At 66.0% G+C, this 20492-nt stretch carries 19 protein-coding genes; 1 reads left to right on the top strand and 18 read right to left on the bottom strand.

From position 1 onward, the window contains the following. Positions 1-19: 19 nt before the first annotated feature. From QW881_RS00880 to QW881_RS00920, 9 genes are all read right to left on the bottom strand, one after another. Positions 20-415 (bottom strand): VOC family protein, encoded by a 396-nt coding sequence (locus QW881_RS00880; protein ID WP_315754721.1) that lies wholly within the window; start codon positions 413-415, stop codon positions 20-22. Position 416: 1 nt separating this feature from the next. Continuing rightward, positions 417-734 (bottom strand): c-type cytochrome, encoded by a 318-nt coding sequence (locus tag QW881_RS00885; protein WP_315737060.1) that lies wholly within the window; start codon positions 732-734, stop codon positions 417-419. Positions 735-1181: 447 nt separating this feature from the next. After that, on the bottom strand, positions 1182-1601 hold the full coding sequence (gene arfB, locus QW881_RS00890; protein WP_315754723.1) for an alternative ribosome rescue aminoacyl-tRNA hydrolase ArfB: 420 nt from the start codon (positions 1599-1601) through the stop codon (positions 1182-1184). Between the two features lie 1049 nt (positions 1602-2650). Then, positions 2651-4030 (bottom strand): pitrilysin family protein, encoded by a 1380-nt coding sequence (locus QW881_RS00895; RefSeq protein ID WP_315754726.1) that lies wholly within the window; start codon positions 4028-4030, stop codon positions 2651-2653. After that, entirely contained in the window at positions 4030-5415 is a 1386-nt protein-coding gene (locus QW881_RS00900; protein ID WP_315754728.1) for a pitrilysin family protein, read from the bottom strand. The genes QW881_RS00895 and QW881_RS00900 overlap by 1 nt, the downstream gene beginning before the upstream one ends. 175 nt (positions 5416-5590) lie before the next feature. Then, a complete protein-coding gene (locus QW881_RS00905) occupies positions 5591-6256 on the bottom strand; it encodes a hypothetical protein (protein WP_315755149.1) in 666 nt (221 codons plus the stop codon). A 202-nt stretch (positions 6257-6458) separates the two neighbouring features. Further along, positions 6459-6956, bottom strand: a complete 498-nt coding sequence (gene lspA, locus QW881_RS00910; RefSeq protein ID WP_315754730.1) for a signal peptidase II — start codon at positions 6954-6956, stop codon at positions 6459-6461. Between the two features lie 193 nt (positions 6957-7149). After that, a complete protein-coding gene (gene ileS, locus QW881_RS00915) occupies positions 7150-10164 on the bottom strand; it encodes an isoleucine--tRNA ligase (protein ID WP_315754732.1) in 3015 nt (1004 codons plus the stop codon). Positions 10165-10451: 287 nt separating this feature from the next. Next, positions 10452-11432 carry a bifunctional riboflavin kinase/FAD synthetase gene (locus tag QW881_RS00920; protein WP_315754734.1) on the bottom strand — a complete coding sequence of 327 codons (981 nt, stop codon included), beginning with the start codon at positions 11430-11432 and terminating at the stop codon, positions 10452-10454. 267 nt (positions 11433-11699) lie between these two features. Between QW881_RS00920 and QW881_RS00925 the strand changes: the two genes are divergently transcribed. Beyond that, on the top strand, positions 11700-12095 hold the full coding sequence (locus tag QW881_RS00925) for a response regulator (RefSeq protein WP_315736595.1): 396 nt from the start codon (positions 11700-11702) through the stop codon (positions 12093-12095). Positions 12096-12166: 71 nt separating this feature from the next. Here QW881_RS00925 and QW881_RS00930 read toward each other — a convergent pair whose 3' ends face one another. The 9 genes from QW881_RS00930 to pgsA form a co-directional block, all read right to left on the bottom strand. Beyond that, positions 12167-13021, bottom strand: a complete 855-nt coding sequence (locus QW881_RS00930) for a TIGR01459 family HAD-type hydrolase (protein WP_316158094.1) — start codon at positions 13019-13021, stop codon at positions 12167-12169. A 15-nt stretch (positions 13022-13036) separates the two neighbouring features. Next, on the bottom strand, positions 13037-14590 hold the full coding sequence (locus QW881_RS00935; RefSeq protein ID WP_316158093.1) for an EAL domain-containing protein: 1554 nt from the start codon (positions 14588-14590) through the stop codon (positions 13037-13039). Positions 14591-14936: 346 nt separating this feature from the next. Beyond that, positions 14937-15497, bottom strand: a complete 561-nt coding sequence (locus QW881_RS00940) for a phage holin family protein (protein ID WP_315736598.1) — start codon at positions 15495-15497, stop codon at positions 14937-14939. Positions 15498-15644: 147 nt separating this feature from the next. Next, the gene (locus tag QW881_RS00945) at positions 15645-16133 is read right to left on the bottom strand and encodes an endonuclease domain-containing protein (RefSeq protein WP_316158091.1); all 489 of its coding nucleotides are present in this window, start codon (positions 16131-16133) and stop codon (positions 15645-15647) included. Positions 16134-16315: 182 nt separating this feature from the next. Next, positions 16316-17659: an aspartate aminotransferase family protein gene (locus QW881_RS00950; RefSeq protein WP_315754741.1), complete on the bottom strand. Its 1344-nt coding sequence runs from the start codon at positions 17657-17659 to the stop codon at positions 16316-16318. 306 nt (positions 17660-17965) lie between these two features. Then, entirely contained in the window at positions 17966-18931 is a 966-nt protein-coding gene (gene prmB, locus QW881_RS00955) for a 50S ribosomal protein L3 N(5)-glutamine methyltransferase (protein ID WP_315754744.1), read from the bottom strand. Next, positions 18931-19395 (bottom strand): molybdenum cofactor biosynthesis protein MoaE, encoded by a 465-nt coding sequence (locus tag QW881_RS00960; protein ID WP_315754747.1) that lies wholly within the window; start codon positions 19393-19395, stop codon positions 18931-18933. Before QW881_RS00960 ends, prmB begins: the two co-directional genes overlap by 1 nt. Positions 19396-19432: 37 nt before the next feature. After that, a complete protein-coding gene (gene moaD, locus QW881_RS00965; protein ID WP_315736602.1) occupies positions 19433-19684 on the bottom strand; it encodes a molybdopterin converting factor subunit 1 in 252 nt (83 codons plus the stop codon). Further along, a complete protein-coding gene (gene pgsA / locus QW881_RS00970; RefSeq protein ID WP_315754749.1) occupies positions 19681-20298 on the bottom strand; it encodes a CDP-diacylglycerol--glycerol-3-phosphate 3-phosphatidyltransferase in 618 nt (205 codons plus the stop codon). The genes moaD and pgsA overlap by 4 nt, the downstream gene beginning before the upstream one ends. Positions 20299-20492: the final 194 nt, after the last annotated feature.

The raw sequence follows: 20492 nt of genomic DNA on the forward strand, positions 1-20492 counted from the left end.
ACGGTCGTAGTTCAGCGGCTCAGCCGAAGCGGCCGCCGCGCTGGATCACCTCGATCTTGTAGCCGTCGGGATCAGTGACGAAGAAGAAGCGCGCGAGCGTCGCACCATTGTGCTTGAAATCGCGCAAGGGGCCTGGCGCCAGGTTCTCGCGCTCGAAGCGGGCATGCTCGGCATCGAGATCGTCGACCACGACAGCGAGATGGCCGTAGCCGTCGCCGAGCGTATAGGGCTCCTTGCGGTCGAAATTGACGGTCAGCTCGACCTCGAACGGCGACGACGGGTGGCGCAGATAGATCAGCGCGAAGCCGTCGAAGCGCAGGTTGTCGGCGATCTCCAAGCCAAAGGCGCGCGTGTAGAAGTCGAGCGCCTTGGCCTCGTCGAGCACGCGGATCATGGAATGAACGGGCTTTGCCATCTCAATTGTCCTTCAAATAGGTGATGATCGCGGCGCGCAATTCGGGCTTGGCCTGGCGATAGGCCATCACGGCGCCGGGGATCAGCTCTTGCGGATTGGTCAGCCAGGCGTCGAGCTTGGCTTCGTCCCAACTGAAGTCGGCCTTGGCGAAGCCGGCCGAGTAGCGGAAGCCGTCGATCGATCCGGCGCGGCGGCCGACGATCTTCGATAGCGGCGGTCCCTGTCGCATCGGTTCGCCGCTGCTCAGCGTGTGGCAGACGCCGCATTGCTGCTTGAACAGGGTGGCGCCGTCGGCCGGCTTGGGTGCGGGCAGCGCCATCTGCGCCGAGGCGATCGTGGTGCTCAGCACCGCGCCAACGAATGACCCGCACAGAAGAGGCGCATATCGCGCCGCACGCCGTCCCGACATCGGTCCTCGCTCTCGATTTTTTCTGAGCGTAGGTCGCGGCCGGAGCGTCGTGGTAGTAGCCGGCTGTTTCAGCGAGAACAAAGCATGCGCAGGTGTTTGCGGTGCGCAAGGTGCGTCAGCAATGCAGACTCATCGTCATGGGGCGTCGTGCGGTGTGGTCGGGACGGGCGTGGTGCGAACTCATCTTCTGCATCAGCACCAGCGTCATTCCGGGGCAAGGCCGCAGGCCTTGAACCCGGAATCGCGCGTTTGGCTGGCGCTCATTCCCACCCATCTCGGGATTCCGGGTTCAATCGCCGATGCGCGGCGGCGCATCGACGATTGCCCCGGAATGACGGTGGGTGTGATGCAGTCCAACTAATCGTCGAAGCGGCGCGTGCCGCGTCCCGCCTTGACGTCGCTGCGAAGCTTCTTGCCTTCGAGCCGGCGCTGCTTGGAGCCGAAGGTCGGCTTGGTCGGGCGCCGCACCTTCGGCCTGATCATCGCCTCCTTCAACAGTGCCACCAGGCGGTCGATCGCATCGGCCTTGTTGCGCTCCTGGGTGCGAAAGCGCTCGGCCTGGATCACGATCACGCCGTTCTTGGTCATGCGCTGGCCGGCCAGCCGCGCCAGCCGTGCCGCGGCATCCTCGGGCAGTGTGATCCGGGTCGTGTCGAAGCGCAGCTGCGCCGAGGTCGACAGCTTGTTGACGTTCTGGCCGCCGGGCCCGGAGGCGCGGACGAACGAGATCTCGATGTCGTTCTCGTCGATGGCAAGGTCGCGGGAGATCCGCAGCATGGGGCACCAGGTGGAATCGAGGCTTTCGCGCGCACCATAGCGGGTTTAGGGCCGGTGTGCGCGGGTTCGCACCATTGCGTCGCGGGTTGGCCAGGGGCCGGTGCGAGAACCTCCACTGTCATCCCGGCGAACGCCGGGATCCATAACCCAGGGAGAAGTTTGAGGCAGGCTGGTCGTTGACACCTCCCGTATCACGTCGGCCGCGGAGTGTGGGTCCCGGATCGGCGCAGCGCCGCGCTGGCGCGCGTCGCCGCTTGTCCGGGACGACAGCGGTGGGGATGGCGGATTCACGGCTCAAACAGCAGGTGTCGATCAGCTCAGTCATGACGCTGCGTTCTCGCGGCATCTCATGCCCGAGCCCTGCGATCAGTTCGTCCCTCTTGAAAGTGCAGAGGGCGCGGGGAATGCCGGGCGCTGGCCGCACCCATGGCCCGCCTGCGAAAAAAATGCAGGCGGCAGGTACCACAGGTTCAGCCGAGACATCCCGGCATTCCCCGCGCGGTGGTCTTCACGCTTATACGCAGTCTCCCTGGTGCGCCGGGCTTGTTGGCCACCATGATCCACGCGGCGCGTTAGCGCCGTCGCGAACGTGACACCAGCATCGGGGTGTCAGGACGCTGCGACTTCACGTCCGCAAGCGATCGTTCGTCCGCGCCCTCGCAAGAAGACGCTGCGATCTCTCGCGGCCACCGCTCCCCGCCTCGCGTGTCGTGACGATCGCGCGCAACGCCCCTCCGCAGTGAGGCGGGATGGCGGAGAAGAACATGATTTCCGAAAAATAGCAAGATAATTATTATTATCGGAAGTCGACGCGCGATCCTCCGCTGTCGTCCCGGGCAAGCCGTCAGCGACGCGAAGCGTGGCTGACGGCGCCGACCTGGGACCCATACGCCGCAGCCGACGTGAGGCGGGAGGTGTCAATGACCTGCCTGCCTCAAACATCTCCCTGGAGTATGGGTCCCGGCTCAAGGCCGGGACGACACCATTTTTGTGGAGACAGCGATGGTCAGCGACCTCGAAGCGTCGTGCGACGAGAGTGCCGCGCCCGCTCAGTTCGTCTTCGTCACTGGCGCCGTGGCCGGCGCCTGGGACGGCTCGGCGGCGGCCTGGGGCGTGCGGCCGACGACCGCCGTCAGCAGGCCCTGGCTCCAGAGCTGCTTCGCCGCCTTCTTGGCGTCATCGAGCGTCACGGCCTTGACGATCTCGCTGCGCTTCTCGATGTAGTCGATCGGCATCTTGTCGAGCTGATATTGCAGCATCGCCTGGGCGAGCTTGGAGGAGGTGTCGAGCGCCAGCATCTGCGAGCCGTTGATGTAGGACTTGGCCTCGTCGAGCTCCTGCTGGGTCGGGCCTTCCTCGGCCATGCGGCGGATCTCGCCCTCGACCGCGGCGATGGTCTCGCTGGCGCGGTCGAAGCGGGTGGCGGTGTTGCCGATGAACAGCGCGGAGTGATCCATCCACAGCAGCGCGTCATAGACGGAGTAGGCGAGGCCGCGCTTCTCGCGCACCTCCTTGTAGAGCCGCGACGACAGGCCGCCGCCGCCGAGGATGTGGTTGACCACATAGGCCGCCATGAAGTTCGGGTCGTGGCGGCGGATGCCGGGGCCGCCGAAGGTGATGACGGTCTGCGGCACGTCGAGCGAGACGAGCACGCGCTGCGGCGGCTTGGTGGCGATGACGTCAGGCACCGGCGTCAGGGTCGCTTTCGCCGGCAGTGCGCCGAAGGTCTGGTCCAGCAGCTTGCCGAGCGTCGCCGGATCGACGTCGCCGACGACGGCGACCTTCAGCGTGTCCTTGGCGAGAACGCGGCCGGTGTAGTCCTTGAGATCGTCGACGGTGATCGTCGGCACGCTGTCCAGCGTGCCGTTGGCCGGACGGCCGTAGGGGTGGTTGGGGAAGGCGAGCTCGAGGAACTTGCGGCCTGCCAGCGAGCTCGGGTTGGTGGTCTCGCGGCGCAGGCCGGAGATCACCTGCGAGCGGATGCGCTCGACATCGGCACTGTCGAAATGCGGCGAGGTCAGCGCGGTGCGCAGCAGCTCGAACGCCTCGTCCTTGTTGTCGCGCAGCATGCGCAGCGAGCCGCGGAATTGATCGCGCGATACCTGGAAGCTGAGCTCGATGGCGCGGCGGTCGAGCCGCTCGTGGAAGGTCTTGGAGTCGAGATCGCCGGAGCCTTCGTCGAGCAGGTCGGCGACGAGATTGCCGACGCCGGGCTTGCCAATGGGATCCTGTGAGGCGCCGCCCTGGAAGGCGTATTCCATCGCGATCAGTGGCACGGTCGCGTCCTGCACGAACCAGGCCTCGATGCCGCCGGGCGAGACCAAGCGCTGGATCTTGGTTGCGGCCTGTGCAGCCGACGTGACGGCGAGCGCTGCGGCAGCGACGGCGAGCGTGCAGGCGAAGCGGCGCGCGAAGGTCATTGTGTTCATCACGACCGCTTCTCCTCGCGCTTGGCCGCATTGTCCTTGATCAGATAGCCCGTCACGGAGCGCTTCTTGTCGAGCCACTTCTGCGCCGCTGTGCGCACCTGCTCGGCGGTCACGGCGCGAATGCGATCGGGCCAGCTCCGGATGTCCTCGATGCTCAGCCCCGTGGTGAGGCCGCCGCCATACCAGCGTGCCATCGTGGCCTGGTTGTCCTGGGCGTAGATCGCCTCCGCGATCAGCTGCGTCTTGACCCGTTCGAGATCCTCGGCGCGAACCGGGTTCTGCGCCAGCTCGGCGATCACGCTGTCGACCACCGCCTCGACCTGGGCGAACTCCACGCCGGGTCTCGGCGCGGCCGCGACCGAGAACTGGCTCGGATCCAGCGAGGTGCCCTGATAGGACGCGCTGGCGCTGATCGCGAGCGGCTTGTCGATGACGAGCGCGCGGTAGAGATAGGAGTTGCTGCCGTTGCCCATCAGCTGGGCCAGCACGTCGAGCGCGGCGGATTCACCGGGCGCGGCCGTCGTCGCCGACGGCACCAGGTAGAAGCGGCGCATCGAGGGCTGCTCGACATGTGGGTCGGCCAGCGTGACCGTGCGCGGCGCCACCGGCTGCGGCTCCTGCGGCCGCAGGCGGCGCGCGGGAATGTCGGCCTGCGCGGGGATCTTGGCGAAGGTCTGCTCGACCAGCGGACGTACTTCCTTGGCGTCGGTGTCGCCGGCGATGATGAGGATCGCATTGTTGGGCGCGTAGAAGCGGCGATAGAACGCCAGCGCATCCTCGCGGCTGAGCTTTTCGATCTCCGGCTTCCAGCCGATCACCGGGCGGCCATAGGGATGATTGACGTAGAGCGCCGCCATGACCTGCTCGTTGAGCCGGGCTTCCGGAGAGTTGGCGACGCGCATGTTGTATTCTTCGAGCACGACGTCGCGCTCGGGCAGCACGTTCTCGTCCTTCAGCACGAGGCCGGTCATGCGGTCGGCCTCGAACTCCATCATCTTGGGCAGTTGGTCGCGCGGCACGCGCTGGAAGTAGCCGGTGTAGTCGACCGAGGTGAAGGCGTTCTCGTTGCCGCCGATCTTGAGTACGGTCTTGGAGAACTCGCCGGCCGGATGCTTCTCGGTGCCCTTGAACATCAGATGCTCGAGGAAATGGGCGAGGCCTGATTTACCGGGCGTCTCGTCGGCGGAGCCGACCTTGTACCAGATCATCTGCGTCACCACGGGGGTGCGGTGATCCTGGATCACGACGACCTGCAGGCCGTTGGGGAGGGTGAAGCTGGCAGGGGGCTCGGAGGCGAACGTCGTTTGCGCCGAAGCGCCGGCCGTGAACGCAATGATGGAGACGAGCGCGGCGGCGACGGGAATGAACCGGTGCGAGGACATCATGATCCTTCTGAGGGCCCGCGGGGAGGGGCGATCGGGTTTGAGCGCAGCATGCTACATCGCGCCGGACGGAGCCCGGCGTCACAAAGCGGCGATGGCATGGTGCCGCCGCGAGACATTAAATTTCACTAATGCCCGGCAAACGCGGCAAGTCCGGGACTCCGGCGGCTGGCCGCCGTCACCGTTCCTTGCCGGTCATGATGTCCATCTGCTTGCCGCCGAGCGGCTCTTGCGGGCCGGTCCCGTAGGCATAGCCCGGCGACGGCGTCTGATAGCCCGGCGGCGGCTGAGTCAGGCTTTCGCGCTGCGGCTCGCTGGTGAACGGCTTGGTCTCGCTGTCATTGCCCTTGAACAGGCCGAACAGGGTACCTTTGAAGCCGAGCTGGGACGGGCTCATCATCGGATTGTTGCTGACGCCCGGCTGAACCGGCTCGGTCTGCTTCGCCGCCGCCGTCCGGCCCATCTTCATCTCGGCCGGGGTCAGCGGGCGGGCCGCATTGACCGGATCCTTGTTTTCCTTCTTGCGCGCGGCGGCGGCGGCACGGCGCTGCTGCTCGTCGGGGTCCTTCGGCCAGTTCGGGGCATTGGCCTGGGTCGCGGCAGCCGGCGGCGGCAGATCGAGCTTGGGCGGCACGACGAGCGGCGAGCGCTCGCGATAATTGATGGTCGGCGTCTCCATGTTGGTGCCGCCGAGGCCGCGCATCAGGTTGTCGATGATCTTCTCTTCGAAGGTCTTGTCGTCTTCCTCGTCCTCCTGGGCACGGGCGACGCCCGCGGCCATGATGACGCCGATGCAAAGCGCAGCCGCCGACAGGCGCAGAGTGCGAAAGGCCGCGTAGGTCATGATCCGGCCGCTGACTTCGGTCTTGCGCATGGCTTTCCCTGTCCTCGCTTGTCCAGTGCTCGTGCTCCGACGAACCGGCCGCGAACCCACCGATTGCGATCCTCGATTCGACGGGGGCCGTCCAGGCATCGCGCCGATCTCGAAAACGTGAAGATCATCAGGCTCTTGACCCTGGATCGGCACCGGCCGGTATCGACCCGGATCAGGGCGCTTTTGCGGCGGGAGCCCCGAAGAAGGAGTCATACAGCAGGCCCGCCACCCCGGCAACGATGGCCACGTCGGCCATGTTGAAGATGTACCAGTTGTAAACCGTGCCGCCGATCTGGATGTGGAACAACGCGAAATCGACCACCGCGCCATAGGCCAGCCGGTCGATGCCGTTGCCGATGGCGCCGCCGATGATCAGGCCGAGCGCCGCCGTCGCCAGCTTGCTTTCCGCGCGCGCCATCCAGATGGCGAGGGCGACCACCGCGACGGCCTTCACCGCCATCAGTCCATATTGCGCCAGCGCGCTCTCGCTCTGCAGCCAGCCGAAGCTGATGCCGATGTTCCAGGCGAGGTAGAGGTCGAAGAATGGGGTGATCCTGACCGTGCCGCGGTTGGGCAGGTCGAACACGTACAGCAGCCACAGCTTGGAGGCCTGGTCGACGACCAGGGTGGCGAAACCGGCGATGAGGCCGAGGCGGAGGCGGGAGGTCATTGCGTGTTGGCGATCATGCCGGGCCACTCGCGGCAAACACCGCTGTCGTCCCGGCGAAGGCCGGGACCCATACCGCGGATGGCCAATTGTTGAAAAAGGCTCTGGGTCATCTGTCTTTGTCTACAAAGGGCGCCGGTGGCTATGGTCCCCGCGTTCGCGGGGACGACAGTTGTGGGTGTCGTACCAGCGAGCCTCACACGCCGACCCCGAGCGCCTTCCACTCGCGCAGCGCCTGCGCGTCGCGCGGGGAGACGTCGGGGTACTCCTTGTCGTCGCCGACGCTCTCCAGGATCTTCCAGGAGCGGGCGCACTTCTTGCCCACGGCCTTTTCGACGACGACCGCGACCCCTGGCACCGCATCGAGCCGGAACGCATCGGCCGGTGCGTCGCCTTCGCGGACCTCGTAGTTCGAGGTGATGCAGACCTCGGCGAGGTCGGTATCGAACAAGGTGCCGAGCAGCGCGCGATCGGCCACATAGATGATCGGCGACGCTTCGAGCGAGGAGCCGATGGTCTTGGCGGCACGCGCGAGCTCCAGCGCCCCGGTGACGACGCGGCGGATGTTGCGGATGGTCTCCCACTTCGCCGCCAGATGATCGTCGCGGTACTGGTCCATCGCCTCCGGGAACAGCGTCAGATGCACCGACGGCTCGGCGTCGGGGCGGTACATCCGCCACGCCTCGTCTGTGGTGAAGGACAGCACCGGCGCCAGCCATTTCAGGATGGCGTCGCAGATCAGGTCGATCGCGGTCAGCGCCGCCTTGCGCGCCACCGACGACGGCGGATCGCAATACAGCGTGTCCTTGCGGATGTCGAAATAGAACGCCGACAGCTCCGTGTTCATGAACGCAGCCAGGCTCGCGATCACGGTCTTGTAGTCGAACGCGGCATAGGCGCGGCTGATGACCTCGGCCTGCTGCGACAGCTGATGCAGCATCAGCCGCTCCAGCTCCGGCATGTCGGCGAAGGCGACGGCATCGCTGCGCTTGTAATGATACAACGTGCCGAGCATCCAGCGGATGCTGTTGCGCAGCTTGCGGTAGGTCTCGATGGTGTTCTTCAGGATCTCCGGGCCGATGCGCTGGTCGTCGGCGTAGTCGGTGGCGCACACCCACAGCCGCAGGATGTCCGCGCCGGAATCCTTGATCACCTTCTGCGGCTCGACGGTGTTGCCGAGTGACTTCGACATCTTGCGGCCGTTCTCGTCGAGCGTGAAGCCGTGCGTCAGCACCACGTCATACGGCGCGCGGCCGCGGGTGCCGCAGCTCTCCAGCAGTGAGGAGTGGAACCAGCCGCGGTGCTGGTCACTGCCTTCGAGATACATCACGGTGTCACGGCCGCCATCGACCTTGCGCTTGATGCCGGCGAGGCCGGGGAAGTGCACGGGGTCTTCGAGCACAAAGGCGTGGGTGGAGCCGGAGTCGAACCAGACGTCGCAGATGTCGTCGACCTTCTTCCAGTCCTCATTGGCGCGCGAGCCCAGGAAGCGCTCGCGCGCGCCGTCGGCGTACCAGGCGTCGGCGCCTTCCTTGGCGAAGGCATCAGTGATGCGATTGTTGACCGTCTCGTCCTGCAGGATCTCGGCGGAGCCGTCGCCGGTCTCGCGCACGAACACCGCGATCGGCACGCCCCAGGCGCGCTGGCGCGAGATCACCCAGTCCGGACGGTTGGCGATCATGCCGTTGATGCGGTTTTGGCCGGCGGCCGGCACCCATTGCGTGACGCTGATCGCGCGCAGGGCTCGGGCGCGCAACGTGTCGCCGGACTTGGCCTTGCCGTCATCGGCAATGTCCTTGTCCATCGCGATGAACCATTGCGGCGTGTTGCGGAAGATCACCGGCTTCTTGGAGCGCCAGGAATGCGGATACTGATGCTTGAGCCGGCCGCGCGCGAGCAGCATGCCCGCGTCCGTCAGCGCCTTGATGACCGCCTCGTTGGCGTCGCCCTTCTCGCCCTTGTCGTTGATGACGCGCTTGCCGGTGAAGCCCGGCGCGTGGTCGGTCAGCGCGCCGTTCTCATCGACGGTGTAGGGGATCGTGGTGGCGATGCCGCGGCCGTCGAGCTCGCGGGCATTGGCCATCCAGACGTCGAAGTCCTCGCGACCGTGGCCGGGCGCGGTGTGCACGAAGCCGGTGCCGGTGTCGTCGGTGACGTGGTCGCCGGGCAGGAGCGGCACGGTGAAGCCGTAGCCGCCGGCGAGACCTTTCAGTGGATGCGCGCATTCGACGGCATCGAGCGTATCGCCGGGGATGTCGCGCACCTTTTCATACGACGTGACGCGCGCCTGCTTGAACACGCCATCGGCAAGCGCATCGGCGAGGATCAGGAGATCGCCGGTCTTGGCCCAATTGTCGGCGGGCGCATCCGTGACCTTGTAGAGACCGTAGGCGATCTTCGGCGAGAACGAGATGGCGCGGTTGCCGGGCAGGGTCCAGGGCGTGGTGGTCCAGATCACGACCGAGGCGCCCGCGAGCGCGCCATGCGCCGGCGAGGTCACCGGAAACTTCACCCACACCGTGTCGGACTGATAGTCCTCGTACTCGACCTCTGCCTCGGCGAGCGCAGTCTTCTCGACCACGCTCCACATCACCGGCTTGGAGCCGCGATACAGCGTGCCGTTGGCGGCGAACTTCATCAGCTCGCGCGCGATCTGCGCTTCGGCCGGATAGGTCATGGTGGCGTAGGGATGGTCCCAGTCGCCGATGACGCCGAGACGCTTGAACTCCTCGCGCTGCACGTTGAGCCAATGATCGGCATAGGCGCGGCACTCGCGGCGGAAGGCGACCATGGCGGCGGAGTCGCGGAAGTCGGGCTTGGTCTTGCCCTTCTTGCGGTAGTTCTCCTCCTCGATCTTCCACTCGATCGGCAGGCCGTGGCAGTCCCAGCCGGGCACGTAGTTGGAATCGTGGCCGAGCATCTGCTGGCTCTTGGTCACGACGTCCTTGAGGATCTTGTTTAGCGCGTGCCCGATATGGATGTTGCCGTTGGCGTAGGGCGGGCCGTCATGCAGGACGAATTTCGGCCGCCCCTTGGCGGTGTCGCGCAGCTTGCCGTAGAGGTCGATGTCACCCCAGTATTTCAGGATCTCCGGCTCGCGCTGCGGCAGGCCGGCGCGCATCGGGAAGTCCGTCTGCGGCAGATAGAGGGTTTTGGAATAGTCCTTGGCGTCGGATTTTTGGGCGTCGGGCTTTTGCGGCTTTTCGGACATCGTGATCTGGCTGGCTGAGAGATGAGGCGCTGAGACGCGATTTCGATCGCGGGCGGCGGAACGAGCAGAGACATCCCGGTCTTGCGCCGAGCTCAAAGCTCAGGCGGAAGCCGGGCCGCTAATGCCGATGATGCGCCGTATCAACATGGGGCTCCCTCATAGCAGGGGGCCTGCGAAATCGCAAAGCGATCCTGCGGCAGCAACGCTGCGGGATCGTTGTTCAGCGTCATTCCGGGTTCAGCCCTGGCGGGCTGCCCCGGAATGACGTCACCGATGGAGCAGGAGGATCAGCCGATCTCGCCAAGCCGGGGGAAGAGACCAGGATGGGCCGCCAGCAGGGCGCGGGCTATGGCGCTGTCGTCGTCCATCTGCCGGATCAGGGCCTCGATGGAGCCGAATTTGGCCTCCTCGCGGATGAAGCCGATGAAGGCGACGTCCAGGACCTCGCCATAGAGGCTGCCATGGAAGTCGAACAGGAAGGTCTCGAGCAGCGGAGCACCATTGTCGAAGGTCGGCCGGCGGCCGAAATTGGCGACGCCGTCGATCAGCACCCGGCTCGCGCCGCGGCCGCGGCCGACCCGGACGGCATAGATGCCGTGCCGAAGCCCGCAATCACGGTCGAGCCGCATGTTGGCGGTGGGGTAGCCGAGGTCGCGGCCGCGCTTCTCGCCGTGGATGACCTCGGAGCTCACGAACCAGGGACCGCCGAGCATCGCGGTCGCCTCGCTGACCTGGCCCTCCGCCAGCGCTTCGCGGATCGCGGTGGAGGACACCGGCCGCTCGTCGATGTCGACATGGGCCTGGATGTCGACCTCGATGCCGAGCTTGGGGGCCTCGTTGGCGAGCAGGCTGGGCGAGCCGACGCGGCCCTTGCCGAAATGAAAGTCGTAGCCGACCGCGATTCCGGCGATCCCGAGCCGCCCGATCAGGTCATGGTGAATGAAATCCTGCGCCGAGGTCTGGGCGCGGCCCTTGTCGAAGGCCATGACCACGGCGCCGGCAAGGCCGGTTCCGGCCAGGAGCCGCAGCTTGGCGGTCTCGTCGGTCAGGCGGAACTGCGGGGTATTGGGGCTGAAGAAGCGCCGCGGATGCGGCTCGAAGGTCAGCGCCAGCGCCGGCCGCCCCTTGGCCTTGCCCATGTCGATCGCCGCCTCGATCACGGCCCGGTGACCGAGATGGACGCCGTCGAAATTGCCCATCGCCACCACCGCGCCCCTGAGGATGTCCGACGGCGGGGTGGAATCGCGGATGATCTTGAAATCGGGCATGTGACGGAAATATCTCGCGGATTTCGGTGGGCCGCCGTCTGGCGGCGTTGCCCTCGACCGTGGGCGGCCGGCTCCGCGAAGTCAAGCCGAAGGGGTTCCTCCGCTCATGCAGCGCAGCAATAGCGACATGCAGACGCAGCGCAGTTAACGCGCTGTTTAACGGCTGATGCTACTGCTCGGAGCGGATGGCGGGGTCGGTTACGACCCGTGCCGCAACAGCGTTTTTGTAACAGTCTGCGCGTTGTGTTCGCGTCTGGGGGAGTCAAGATGGCGGTTGATTTGACGATGCCGGTGCTCGTCGTCGACGATTACAGCACCATGATCCGTATCATCAGGAATCTTCTCAAGCAGATCGGGTTCGAGGACATCGACGATGCCAGCGACGGCTCGATGGCGCTGAACAAGATGCGCGCCAAGAAATACGGCCTCGTGATCTCGGACTGGAACATGGAGCCGATGACCGGCTACGACCTGCTCCGCGAGGTCCGTGCCGATCCGAACCTGGCGACCACGCCGTTCATCATGATCACGGCGGAATCCAAGACCGAGAACGTGATCGCGGCCAAGAAGGCCGGCGTGAACAACTATATCGTCAAGCCGTTCAATGCCGCGACGCTGAAGACCAAGATCGAGGCGGTGTTCCCGGACATGGCGACGGCCTGAAGCCCGCCTGATCCACTCCCACAGGACAGACGCCCGGCACTCGGCCGGGCGTTTTTCGTTTCAGGATCCGTTCACCACTTCAATTCGCGCATCAGCGCGCGGGGCGGGTGGCCGAACAGCTCCTTGACCGAGGCCGGGTCGAGCTGCTCGACGCCGGCGAACTCCTCGGAATGGATGCCGCGGGTCACGAACAGGCAGTCGATGCCAAAGCCGTGCGCGCCGGCGAGATCGGTGCGCACGGAATCGCCGATCGCGAGCACCTCCTCGCGCGCCACCGGCCGGCCGCCGTGCTGCTCGGCCAGCATCATGGCGCGCTCGTAGATCGGTCGATGCGGCTTGCCGTAGAAGATCACCTCGCCGCCGAGCTCGCGGTAGAGCTCGGCGATGGCGCCGGCGCAATAGATCAGCCGGTCGCCGCGCTCGACCACGATGTCCGGATTGGCGCAGATCAGCGGCAGCCTGCGCTCGCGGGCGCGCAGCAGCATCGGCCGGTAGTCCTCGGCGGTCTCGGTCTCGTCGTCGTAGAGGCCGGTGCAGATGATGTAGGAGGCTTCCTCCAGCGGCGACAGCGCCAGGTCGAGACCGCGATGGATGGAGTTGTCGCGCTCGGGGCCGAGCCAGAACACCTTGCCGCCGGGATGATCGGCCACGTAGTGGCGGGTCAAATCGCCGGAGGAGACGATGGCGCTGTAGACCTCGTCGGCGACGCCGAGCTTGCGCAACTGGCGCTGGACCGAATCGGCCGGACGCGGTGCGTTGGTGATCAGGATCACCGTACCGCCCTGGCGGCGAAAGTGGTGCAGCGCGTCGCAGGCGTCGGGGAAGGACTCCAACCCGTTATGGACCACGCCCCAGATGTCGCTCAGCAAAACCTGCTTGCGGCCGACAAGATCGCGCAGCCGCTCTTCGAAGCGGAGAACGGTCATGGCAGGCGGCTGATCTCAGATGGTGCCGGCGACACGGCGGGCGAGGGCAGCATTGCCGCTGCGCGTCGGAGCGTTGGTGTGTGACACGTCGAGAGAGGTGGTGCCGGCGGCATTGGGGTCCTGAATCTTGATGTCCTGCCCGCCCGATGGGCCGGCGGCGGCATCGCCGGTAGCAGATGCGCCCTCCGGTCGCAATGGGCGGGGCGGCGCGAACAGGAAGCCCTGGCCGAAGCGGACGTCGTAGTCGAGCAGGTCGACGACGCTGTTCTCGCCTTCGATCCGCTCGGCGATCAGGTCGATGCCGAAGCGGCCCAGCAGATCGGAGAGATCGGTTGGATGAATGTCCGAGGCCGAGCTCTGCTTGGGGTCGAGCAGCAGCGCGGCCGGAACCTTGATGAAGCGGACACCGCGATCAGCGAGCTCGCGCGGCTCGAACCGGAGGTCGGCGACGTGGTCGATCGAGAAGCGGTAACCGCGCTGCGCCAGGGCCGCGAGGTGCTCGGTCTCGGTCGGGCCCAGGCTGCGAAAGGTCGACTGCTTGAATTCGAGCACGAAGGACGGCGCCAGGGCGCGATTGGCTTCGAGGAAATCGAGGCATTGTGAAAAGTTTGCAGGGCTGCTCAGGGTGGCCGAGGAGATGTTGCAGAAGATGCCGACGTCCTTGTTGCGAACCATCAGGCGGCGAAGCACCTGGACGCAGCGAAGCAGGACCATGTGGTCGATGCGCCCGACCAGGCCGGCGGCTTCCGCGATGCCGATGAAGTCCTCGGCCGCGACCACTTGGTCGCGCTCGTCGCGTAGCCTGGTTACGGCCTCGTAGAAGCGCACCTTGCGCTGCGGCAGCGTTACCAGCGGCTGCAGATAGATGTCGAGGCGGTTGTCCTCGATCGCACCTTTGACCGCGGCGAGGATCTGCGGCTGGCTGCGCGGCACGGCGGGGGCAACCGGCGCCGACGGAGCTGGCGTCGTGATCTTGGAGGCTGCTGGCACGGCAGCGACCGCCGGGGCCTGCGGTTTGGAGGTCTCGGCCACCTTCTGCTCGACGCCGCTCGACGGCAGCGCGTTCATCTCGAGCGCGCCGCTGGAGGAAGCGGCCGCCGGGAGCGGACGATCGGCGTCGCGAACCGTGCTGGCCCCAGCTCCCGGTGGTGTTGCCGGCGGGATGGCCGCGATCAGGTCCTCGTGCTGGGCCACGGTGACGGCGAGCTGCTTCATCAGTCCGCCGAGCTCATTGATCTCGCCGATCACACCCTGCAGGCGATCCACGCTGACCGAGTTCGACGACACGATGCGTCCCTCGACCGCCGACAGGCGCCGGCCGAACTCGGCGACCTGGCGCGCGAGGTCGGCGGTGCCGCGTGACAGATCGGCGATCTGGCTGCCGACATCGGTGCGGTCGCGCAGTCGCATCGACACGGCGTTGTAGAGAATCAGGAAGGTCAGTGCGGTGAGCGCGACGATCGCCGATTCCGAGCCACTGATACCGGCCACCGAATACAGGATCAGGCCGAGCGAGGCCGCGACCAGAACCATACAAACGGCAATGAAAATCGTGGAGATACGGATCATGCTGCGCGACGCTCCCAACCGAACGCAACCTTAGCACTTCTGTTGATTCGCGAGGATAGTGGGCGGGATTCAAATACCGGGAGACGCCGATGATTTCTCGTCTGCGTGTCATTTACGCAAGTTCAGCTCGGCAAGCGGAGTGTCATCGTAGTGTCGCGGGTCCGTAGAACGCCGGAGTACGCGCCGTGCGGATTCCAGACATCTTTAGACATGCTCGCGACGCCCTTCGGCTGATCGGCGCATGTAGGCGCTCCAGGAGCGGCAGCGATCCCGACGCGGATCAGCTCAACTGAGCCGGTTATGCTTCGATGTCCGTCGAACCGCGCCTGTCGCTGTCCGGGCAGGTTCACTTGCTGCGGTGACGCCTGCGCAGGGCGGCCACGCCGAGCAGCAGTGCCGCAACGGCGACACCGACGGGCACGTTGACCCGTCCGAGTGCGCCCGCAACTCCGCTCGCGTGATTCGGCGACGTCGATGACGGCGCCAAGGGGATGGTGTCGGGATCGATCTCGTCCGCATCGGGTTCCTGGGCCACCGGCGCGGCGATCGCCACGCGCAGCCGGCTGGAGAGCGAAGGATAATGCGGCGACGGGCTGCGGAGCTTCACCGCGGCGATGATCGCGCAGATCACCGCCAGCGCGACCAGGATGCCGCCGACCACCGCGAACGCGGTGAACAGGCCGTAGGTCATTTCCACCCAGCGGAACAGCGCCGTCAGCCCAACAATGCAGGCGGCGATCAGGAAGACGCCAGCAGTGGCGAACATCCCGGCCGCGACGGCGTAGGACGTCACGGTGCCGGTGGCCTGCCGCGCGCGATCACGTATGTAGGATTGGGTCGCGCGCTTCACGCGGTTGAGCCTCTGCTCGAGTCCCAAGCGCAACAGCTCTCCTGGCGGTGCAAGCATGCGCGTCCTCCGACAATCCGTTCGCCGCGCAAACCGCCGGCTCGCGACATGAACGTGGAGGATTTGCGAAGGTTCCCTGCGGGAAGGCGGGTGCAGATCGGGCGCCGTTGCTTCTCCCTGCGGCGCAACGTCGAGATCGTCCTTAAGCTAGGACAGCGTGAATGTCATGGCTGCCTGCCTCTGGTCCTCTTGGGGCTTTTGTCGCGCGTGTCGTCTTTGCCGCTCGCGCAACTCTCTCCGCTCCCTCCCCCCTTGTGGGGGAGGGCCGGGGAGGGGGGGTAGGCCGCGGGCTTGATTGGCAAGGGCCTGGCGGATCGCCTCAACGACGCCTTCGAGGTTCGACGTCACTTGCGCGCTGGTAAACCGAAGGACTTCAAATCCTTCGGTTGCAAGGAACTCGTCGCGCTTGGCATCTTTTGCTTGGCGCTGAGCGAAATCGTGTGACTCGCCGTCGAGCTCGATCACGAGCTTTGCCGAGAAGCAGAAAAAGTCCGCGATATAGTTTTGAATTGGTACCTGACGGCGAAAATTCACGCCGTCCATTCGGTTCGCCTTGATATACCGCCATAGCAGCGTCTCGGCACGCGTCATCGCTTGGCGAAGTTGCTTCGCTCTGTTGCGATGGCGGTCGCTCACGACTGCGTGCGGCATCCTAGGCTACCCCCCTCCCTACCCCTCCCCCACAAGGGGGGAGGGAACGGATAGTTCGGCGACTATGGAAGCATAGCAAATGCTCCGCTGGGGCGAGGCGCCCGCAGATAAAAATGGCGGCTCTTTGAGCCGCCATTTTGCTTGCTGCCGTTTTATCGTCCCGCGGCCTACGCCACGGCCTTGATGACCTTGCCGACCTTCTCGATGATCTCGCCGACCTGATCCTCGCTGACGATCAGCGGCGGGGTCAGCGCCAGCGTGTCGCCGGCGATGCGCAGCATCAGGTCGTTGTCGTGGAAAGCGGTCTCCATCGCCGAGTAGCCGCGCTTGCCGGCCGCGTCCGGCAGCGAGGCGAGATCGATGCCCGCAGTGAGACCGACGGTGCGGATGTCGAGCACGTTGGGCAGGCCCTTCAGCGACATCACCGCGTCGGCGAACTTCGGCTCGATCGCACGGGCGTGCTCGAACAGCTTGTCGTCGCGATAGATGTCGAGCGTGGCGAGGCCGGCCGCGCAGGCGATCGGATGCGCCGAGTAGGTGTAGCCGTGGGTGAACTCCACCATGTGCTCGGGGCCGCTCATGAAGGCGTCATGGATGGTGTCACGCACCAGCACGCCGCCCATCGGAGCCGCGCCGTTGGTGACGCCCTTGGCGAAGGTGAGCAGGTCAGGCGTCACGCCGTAGCGCTCGGCGGCGAAGGCGTAGCCGAGGCGGCCGAAGCCGGTGATGACCTCGTCGAAGATCAGCAGGATGCCGTGCTTCTGGGTGATCTCGCGCAGGCGCTTGAGATAGCCCTTCGGCGCCGGGATCACGCCGGTCGAGCCGGCCATCGGCTCGACGATCACGGCGGCGATGGTATTGGCGCCGTGCAGGTTGACGAGATTTTCGAGCTCATCGGCGAAGTGCGCGCCGTATTCCGGTTCGCCCTTGGTGAAGGCCTGCTTCTCGCGGTCATAGGTGGCCGGGATGTGGTCGACGCCGGTCAGCAAGGTGCCGAACAGCTTGCGGTTGTTGACGATGCCGCCGACCGAGGTGCCGCCGAAGCCGACGCCGTGATAGCCGCGGACGCGGCCGATCAGGCGGGTGCGGCTGCCCTGGCCGTTGATCTGGTGGTAGGCCAGCGCCATCTTCAGCGCGGTGTCGGCCGCCTCCGAGCCGGAGTTGCAGAAGAACACGTGATCGAGGCCGGCGGGCGCGAGGTCGGCGATGCGGTTCGCCAACTCGAAGGCCTGGGGAATGCCGAACTGGAACGGCGGCGCATAGTCGAGCGCCGCGGCCTGCTGGCCGATCGCCTCGGCGATCTGGGTTCGGCCGTGGCCGGCATTGCAGCACCACATGCCGGCGGCGGCGTCGATGATCTTGCGACCATCGACGGTGATGTAGTGCATGTCCTTGGCACCGGCGAGCAGGCGCGGGTTCTTCTTGAAGGCGCGGTTCGCGGTGAACGGCATCCAATGCGCGGCAAGATCATTCGGAACGGTGACGGCGGGGCGGGGGCTCTTGTCCAGCATGGGGACCTCTCGGACGGTTGTGCGACGGCGGCAGCATGATCCGGAAAGGTGGCGAACCGGTGCCAGAAAAGCTTGCCGAAACGGATCGTGCTTGATGGGCCTGAATGCGTACGCCGACGTTGTCAGCCGCTGATCCAGGCCTGTTGCAAGTTATCAGCTTCGCGCGCAGACGGAAATGTCAAAGGTCCGGCGTTCCTGCTGCCCTGGTGAGCGGATTCTGCACAGCAGCAGCAGATTGTGCCGCATATTGGAAGTCGCCGCGTCATTTCGCGCCAACCGCGCGGGTGCGCCTCAGGCAGCCGCGTCTCAGACGAGATCGCGCGCGGTGATCCAGAACACCTCGCCCTCGGAGTCCTCAGTGTCGAGCCAGAGCAGCGGCAGGTCGGGATACGCCGCCTCGATCTGCGGACGGTCGCGGCCGACCTCGCACAACAGCCCGCCCTCGGCGGTCAGGTGGTCGCGCGCCTGGCCGAGGATGCGATGGATGATGTCGAGGCCATCAGCGCCGCCATCGAAGGCCAGCGCCGGCTCGGCGCGGCATTCCCGCGGCAAGCCGGCCATGCCCTCGGCATCGACATAGGGCGGATTGGTGATGATCAGGTCGTAGCGGCGCTGGCTGAGGGGGGCGAACAGGTCGCCGCGGTGCAGCGAGATGCGCTCGCCGAGGTCGTAGGCGGCGACGTTCTTCGCCGCGACGGCGAGCGCGTCCTTGGAGATGTCGACGGCGTCGATGACTGCATTCGGGAAGTGGCGGCTCGCGAGGATCGCGAGGCAGCCGGAGCCGGTGCAGAGGTCGAGCACGCTGTCGACCGCCAGGGGATCGTCGATCAGCGAGGTGCCGTCGCCCTCGGCGCCACCGAAATGCGTCTCCAGCAGCTCGCCGATGAACGAGCGCGGCACGATGACGCGCTCGTCGACATAGAACGGCAGGCCGCGCATATAGACCTTGTTGACCAGATACGCCGCCGGCTTGCGCGTGGTGATTCGGGCGGTGATCAGGTCGAGGATTTGCCTGCCCTCGGCGGCGGTGACCCGGGCCGTGACGAAGGTCTCGAACTGATCGGGGCGCAGATGCAGCGCCTCGCCGATCAGGAAGGCGGCCTCGGACACCGGATCGGTGGTGCCGTGCGCGAACACCAGATCGGCGTTCTGGAAGCAGCTCACGGCGTAGCGCAGGTAGTCGAGCAGGCTCACCAGCTCGCCCGCATTGACCTTCGGCAGCCTCAGTGCCGCCGCCTTGCGCGGCGCTGCCGTCTTGACCGTCTTCGCCATCACCTTGTCCAGCGCGCTGCGGCGGCGTCATCGTGGCTCCTGGCCTCGACCCAGCTGCCGCCGTCCTCGGTTTCCTCGCGCTTCCAGAATGGCGCGTTGGTCTTGAGATAATCCATCAGGAACTCCGCGGCCTCGAACGCCGCCTGGCGGTGGCTCGACGCGGTCACCACCAGCACGATGTTCTCGCCCGGCCGGATCCGGCCGAATCGGTGAATCACGGTCAGACCCTGCAGCGGCCAGCGCGTCATCGCCTGTTCGGCATGGCGCATGATCTCCGCTTCCGCCATCCCGGGATAGTGCTCGAGCGTCAGCGCGCTGATCGGCGTGTCATGGTCGTTGCCGCGGCACAGGCCGGAGAAGCTGACGACGGCGCCGATGTCGGTGCGGCCATGGCTGAGCGCCGCGATCTCGGCGGCGGTGTCGAAATCCTCGTGCTGCACGCGGACGGTGACGATCGCGGTCATGATGCCGTGTCCTGGTCTGCCGGTCCGGCGCTCGGCCTCAGCCGCCGGTCATCGGCGGGAAGAACGCGATCTCGCGGGCGCCGGCGATGGCCGCATCCGGCTGCACATGGGTCTGGTCGATGGCGGTGCGGATCACCTTGGGCTTTTCGAACGCATAGGCGTAGTCCTCGCCCTGCGCGCTGAGCCAGGCGATCAGCTCGCTGACCGTGCGGACATCCGCCGGCGGCTCGATGGTCTCCTCGGCCTTGCCGATGCGCTCGCGCACCCAGGCGAAATACTTCACCTTCATCGCGAATCTTCCTCGATGAGGTGGTGGATGCCGGCACGGAAATAGTCATAGCCGGTGTAGATCGTGAAGATCGCCGAAGCCCACAGCAGCACGATCCCGGTCATGGTCACCACCGGTACCACCATGTCACCGGCCTCGCCGGCGAGCAGGAAGCCGATCGCGATCAGCTGCATGGTGGTCTTCCACTTCGCGAGTTTGGTCACCGGCACGCTGACGCGCAGCGCCGCGAGATATTCGCGCAGGCCCGAGACCAGGATCTCGCGGCACAGGATCACGATCGCGGCCCACAGGGTCCAGCCATGGATGCTGTTGTCGGCGGCCAGCATCAGCAGACACGAGGCGACCAGCAGCTTGTCGGCGATCGGGTCGAGCATGCGGCCGAACGCCGATTGCTGGTTCCAGATGCGGGCGTAGTAGCCGTCGAGATAGTCGGTGACGCCGGCGGCGATGAACACGGCGACCGCAACCCAGCGCAGCCACAGCGGATAGTCCATGATCGACTGCGCGTAGATGCAGCCGACCACGACCGGTATCGCGGCGATCCGCGTATAGGTCAGGATGTTCGGCAGGGACGTCGACGTCTTGCTGGGCACGCGTGTGGTCGCAATATTCATCCGGTGTACCAATACTGATGCCGTGCGAACGTCAACCTTCGAGCCGAGCCGCCCGGACAGGATGACGCAGATATGACGCAAATCGCAACAAAGCCTTGCGGAGATAGGAACTCTCGCGCGCGAGGCAACGCGAGCCGCAACGCTTCATTAAGCAACCGGACGCGGTCGCGCCAGTGCCCAGATCGGCGGCCGCG

This window comes from Bradyrhizobium sp. SZCCHNS3016, assembly GCF_032484535.1.
GTDB lineage: Bacteria > Pseudomonadota > Alphaproteobacteria > Rhizobiales > Xanthobacteraceae > Bradyrhizobium.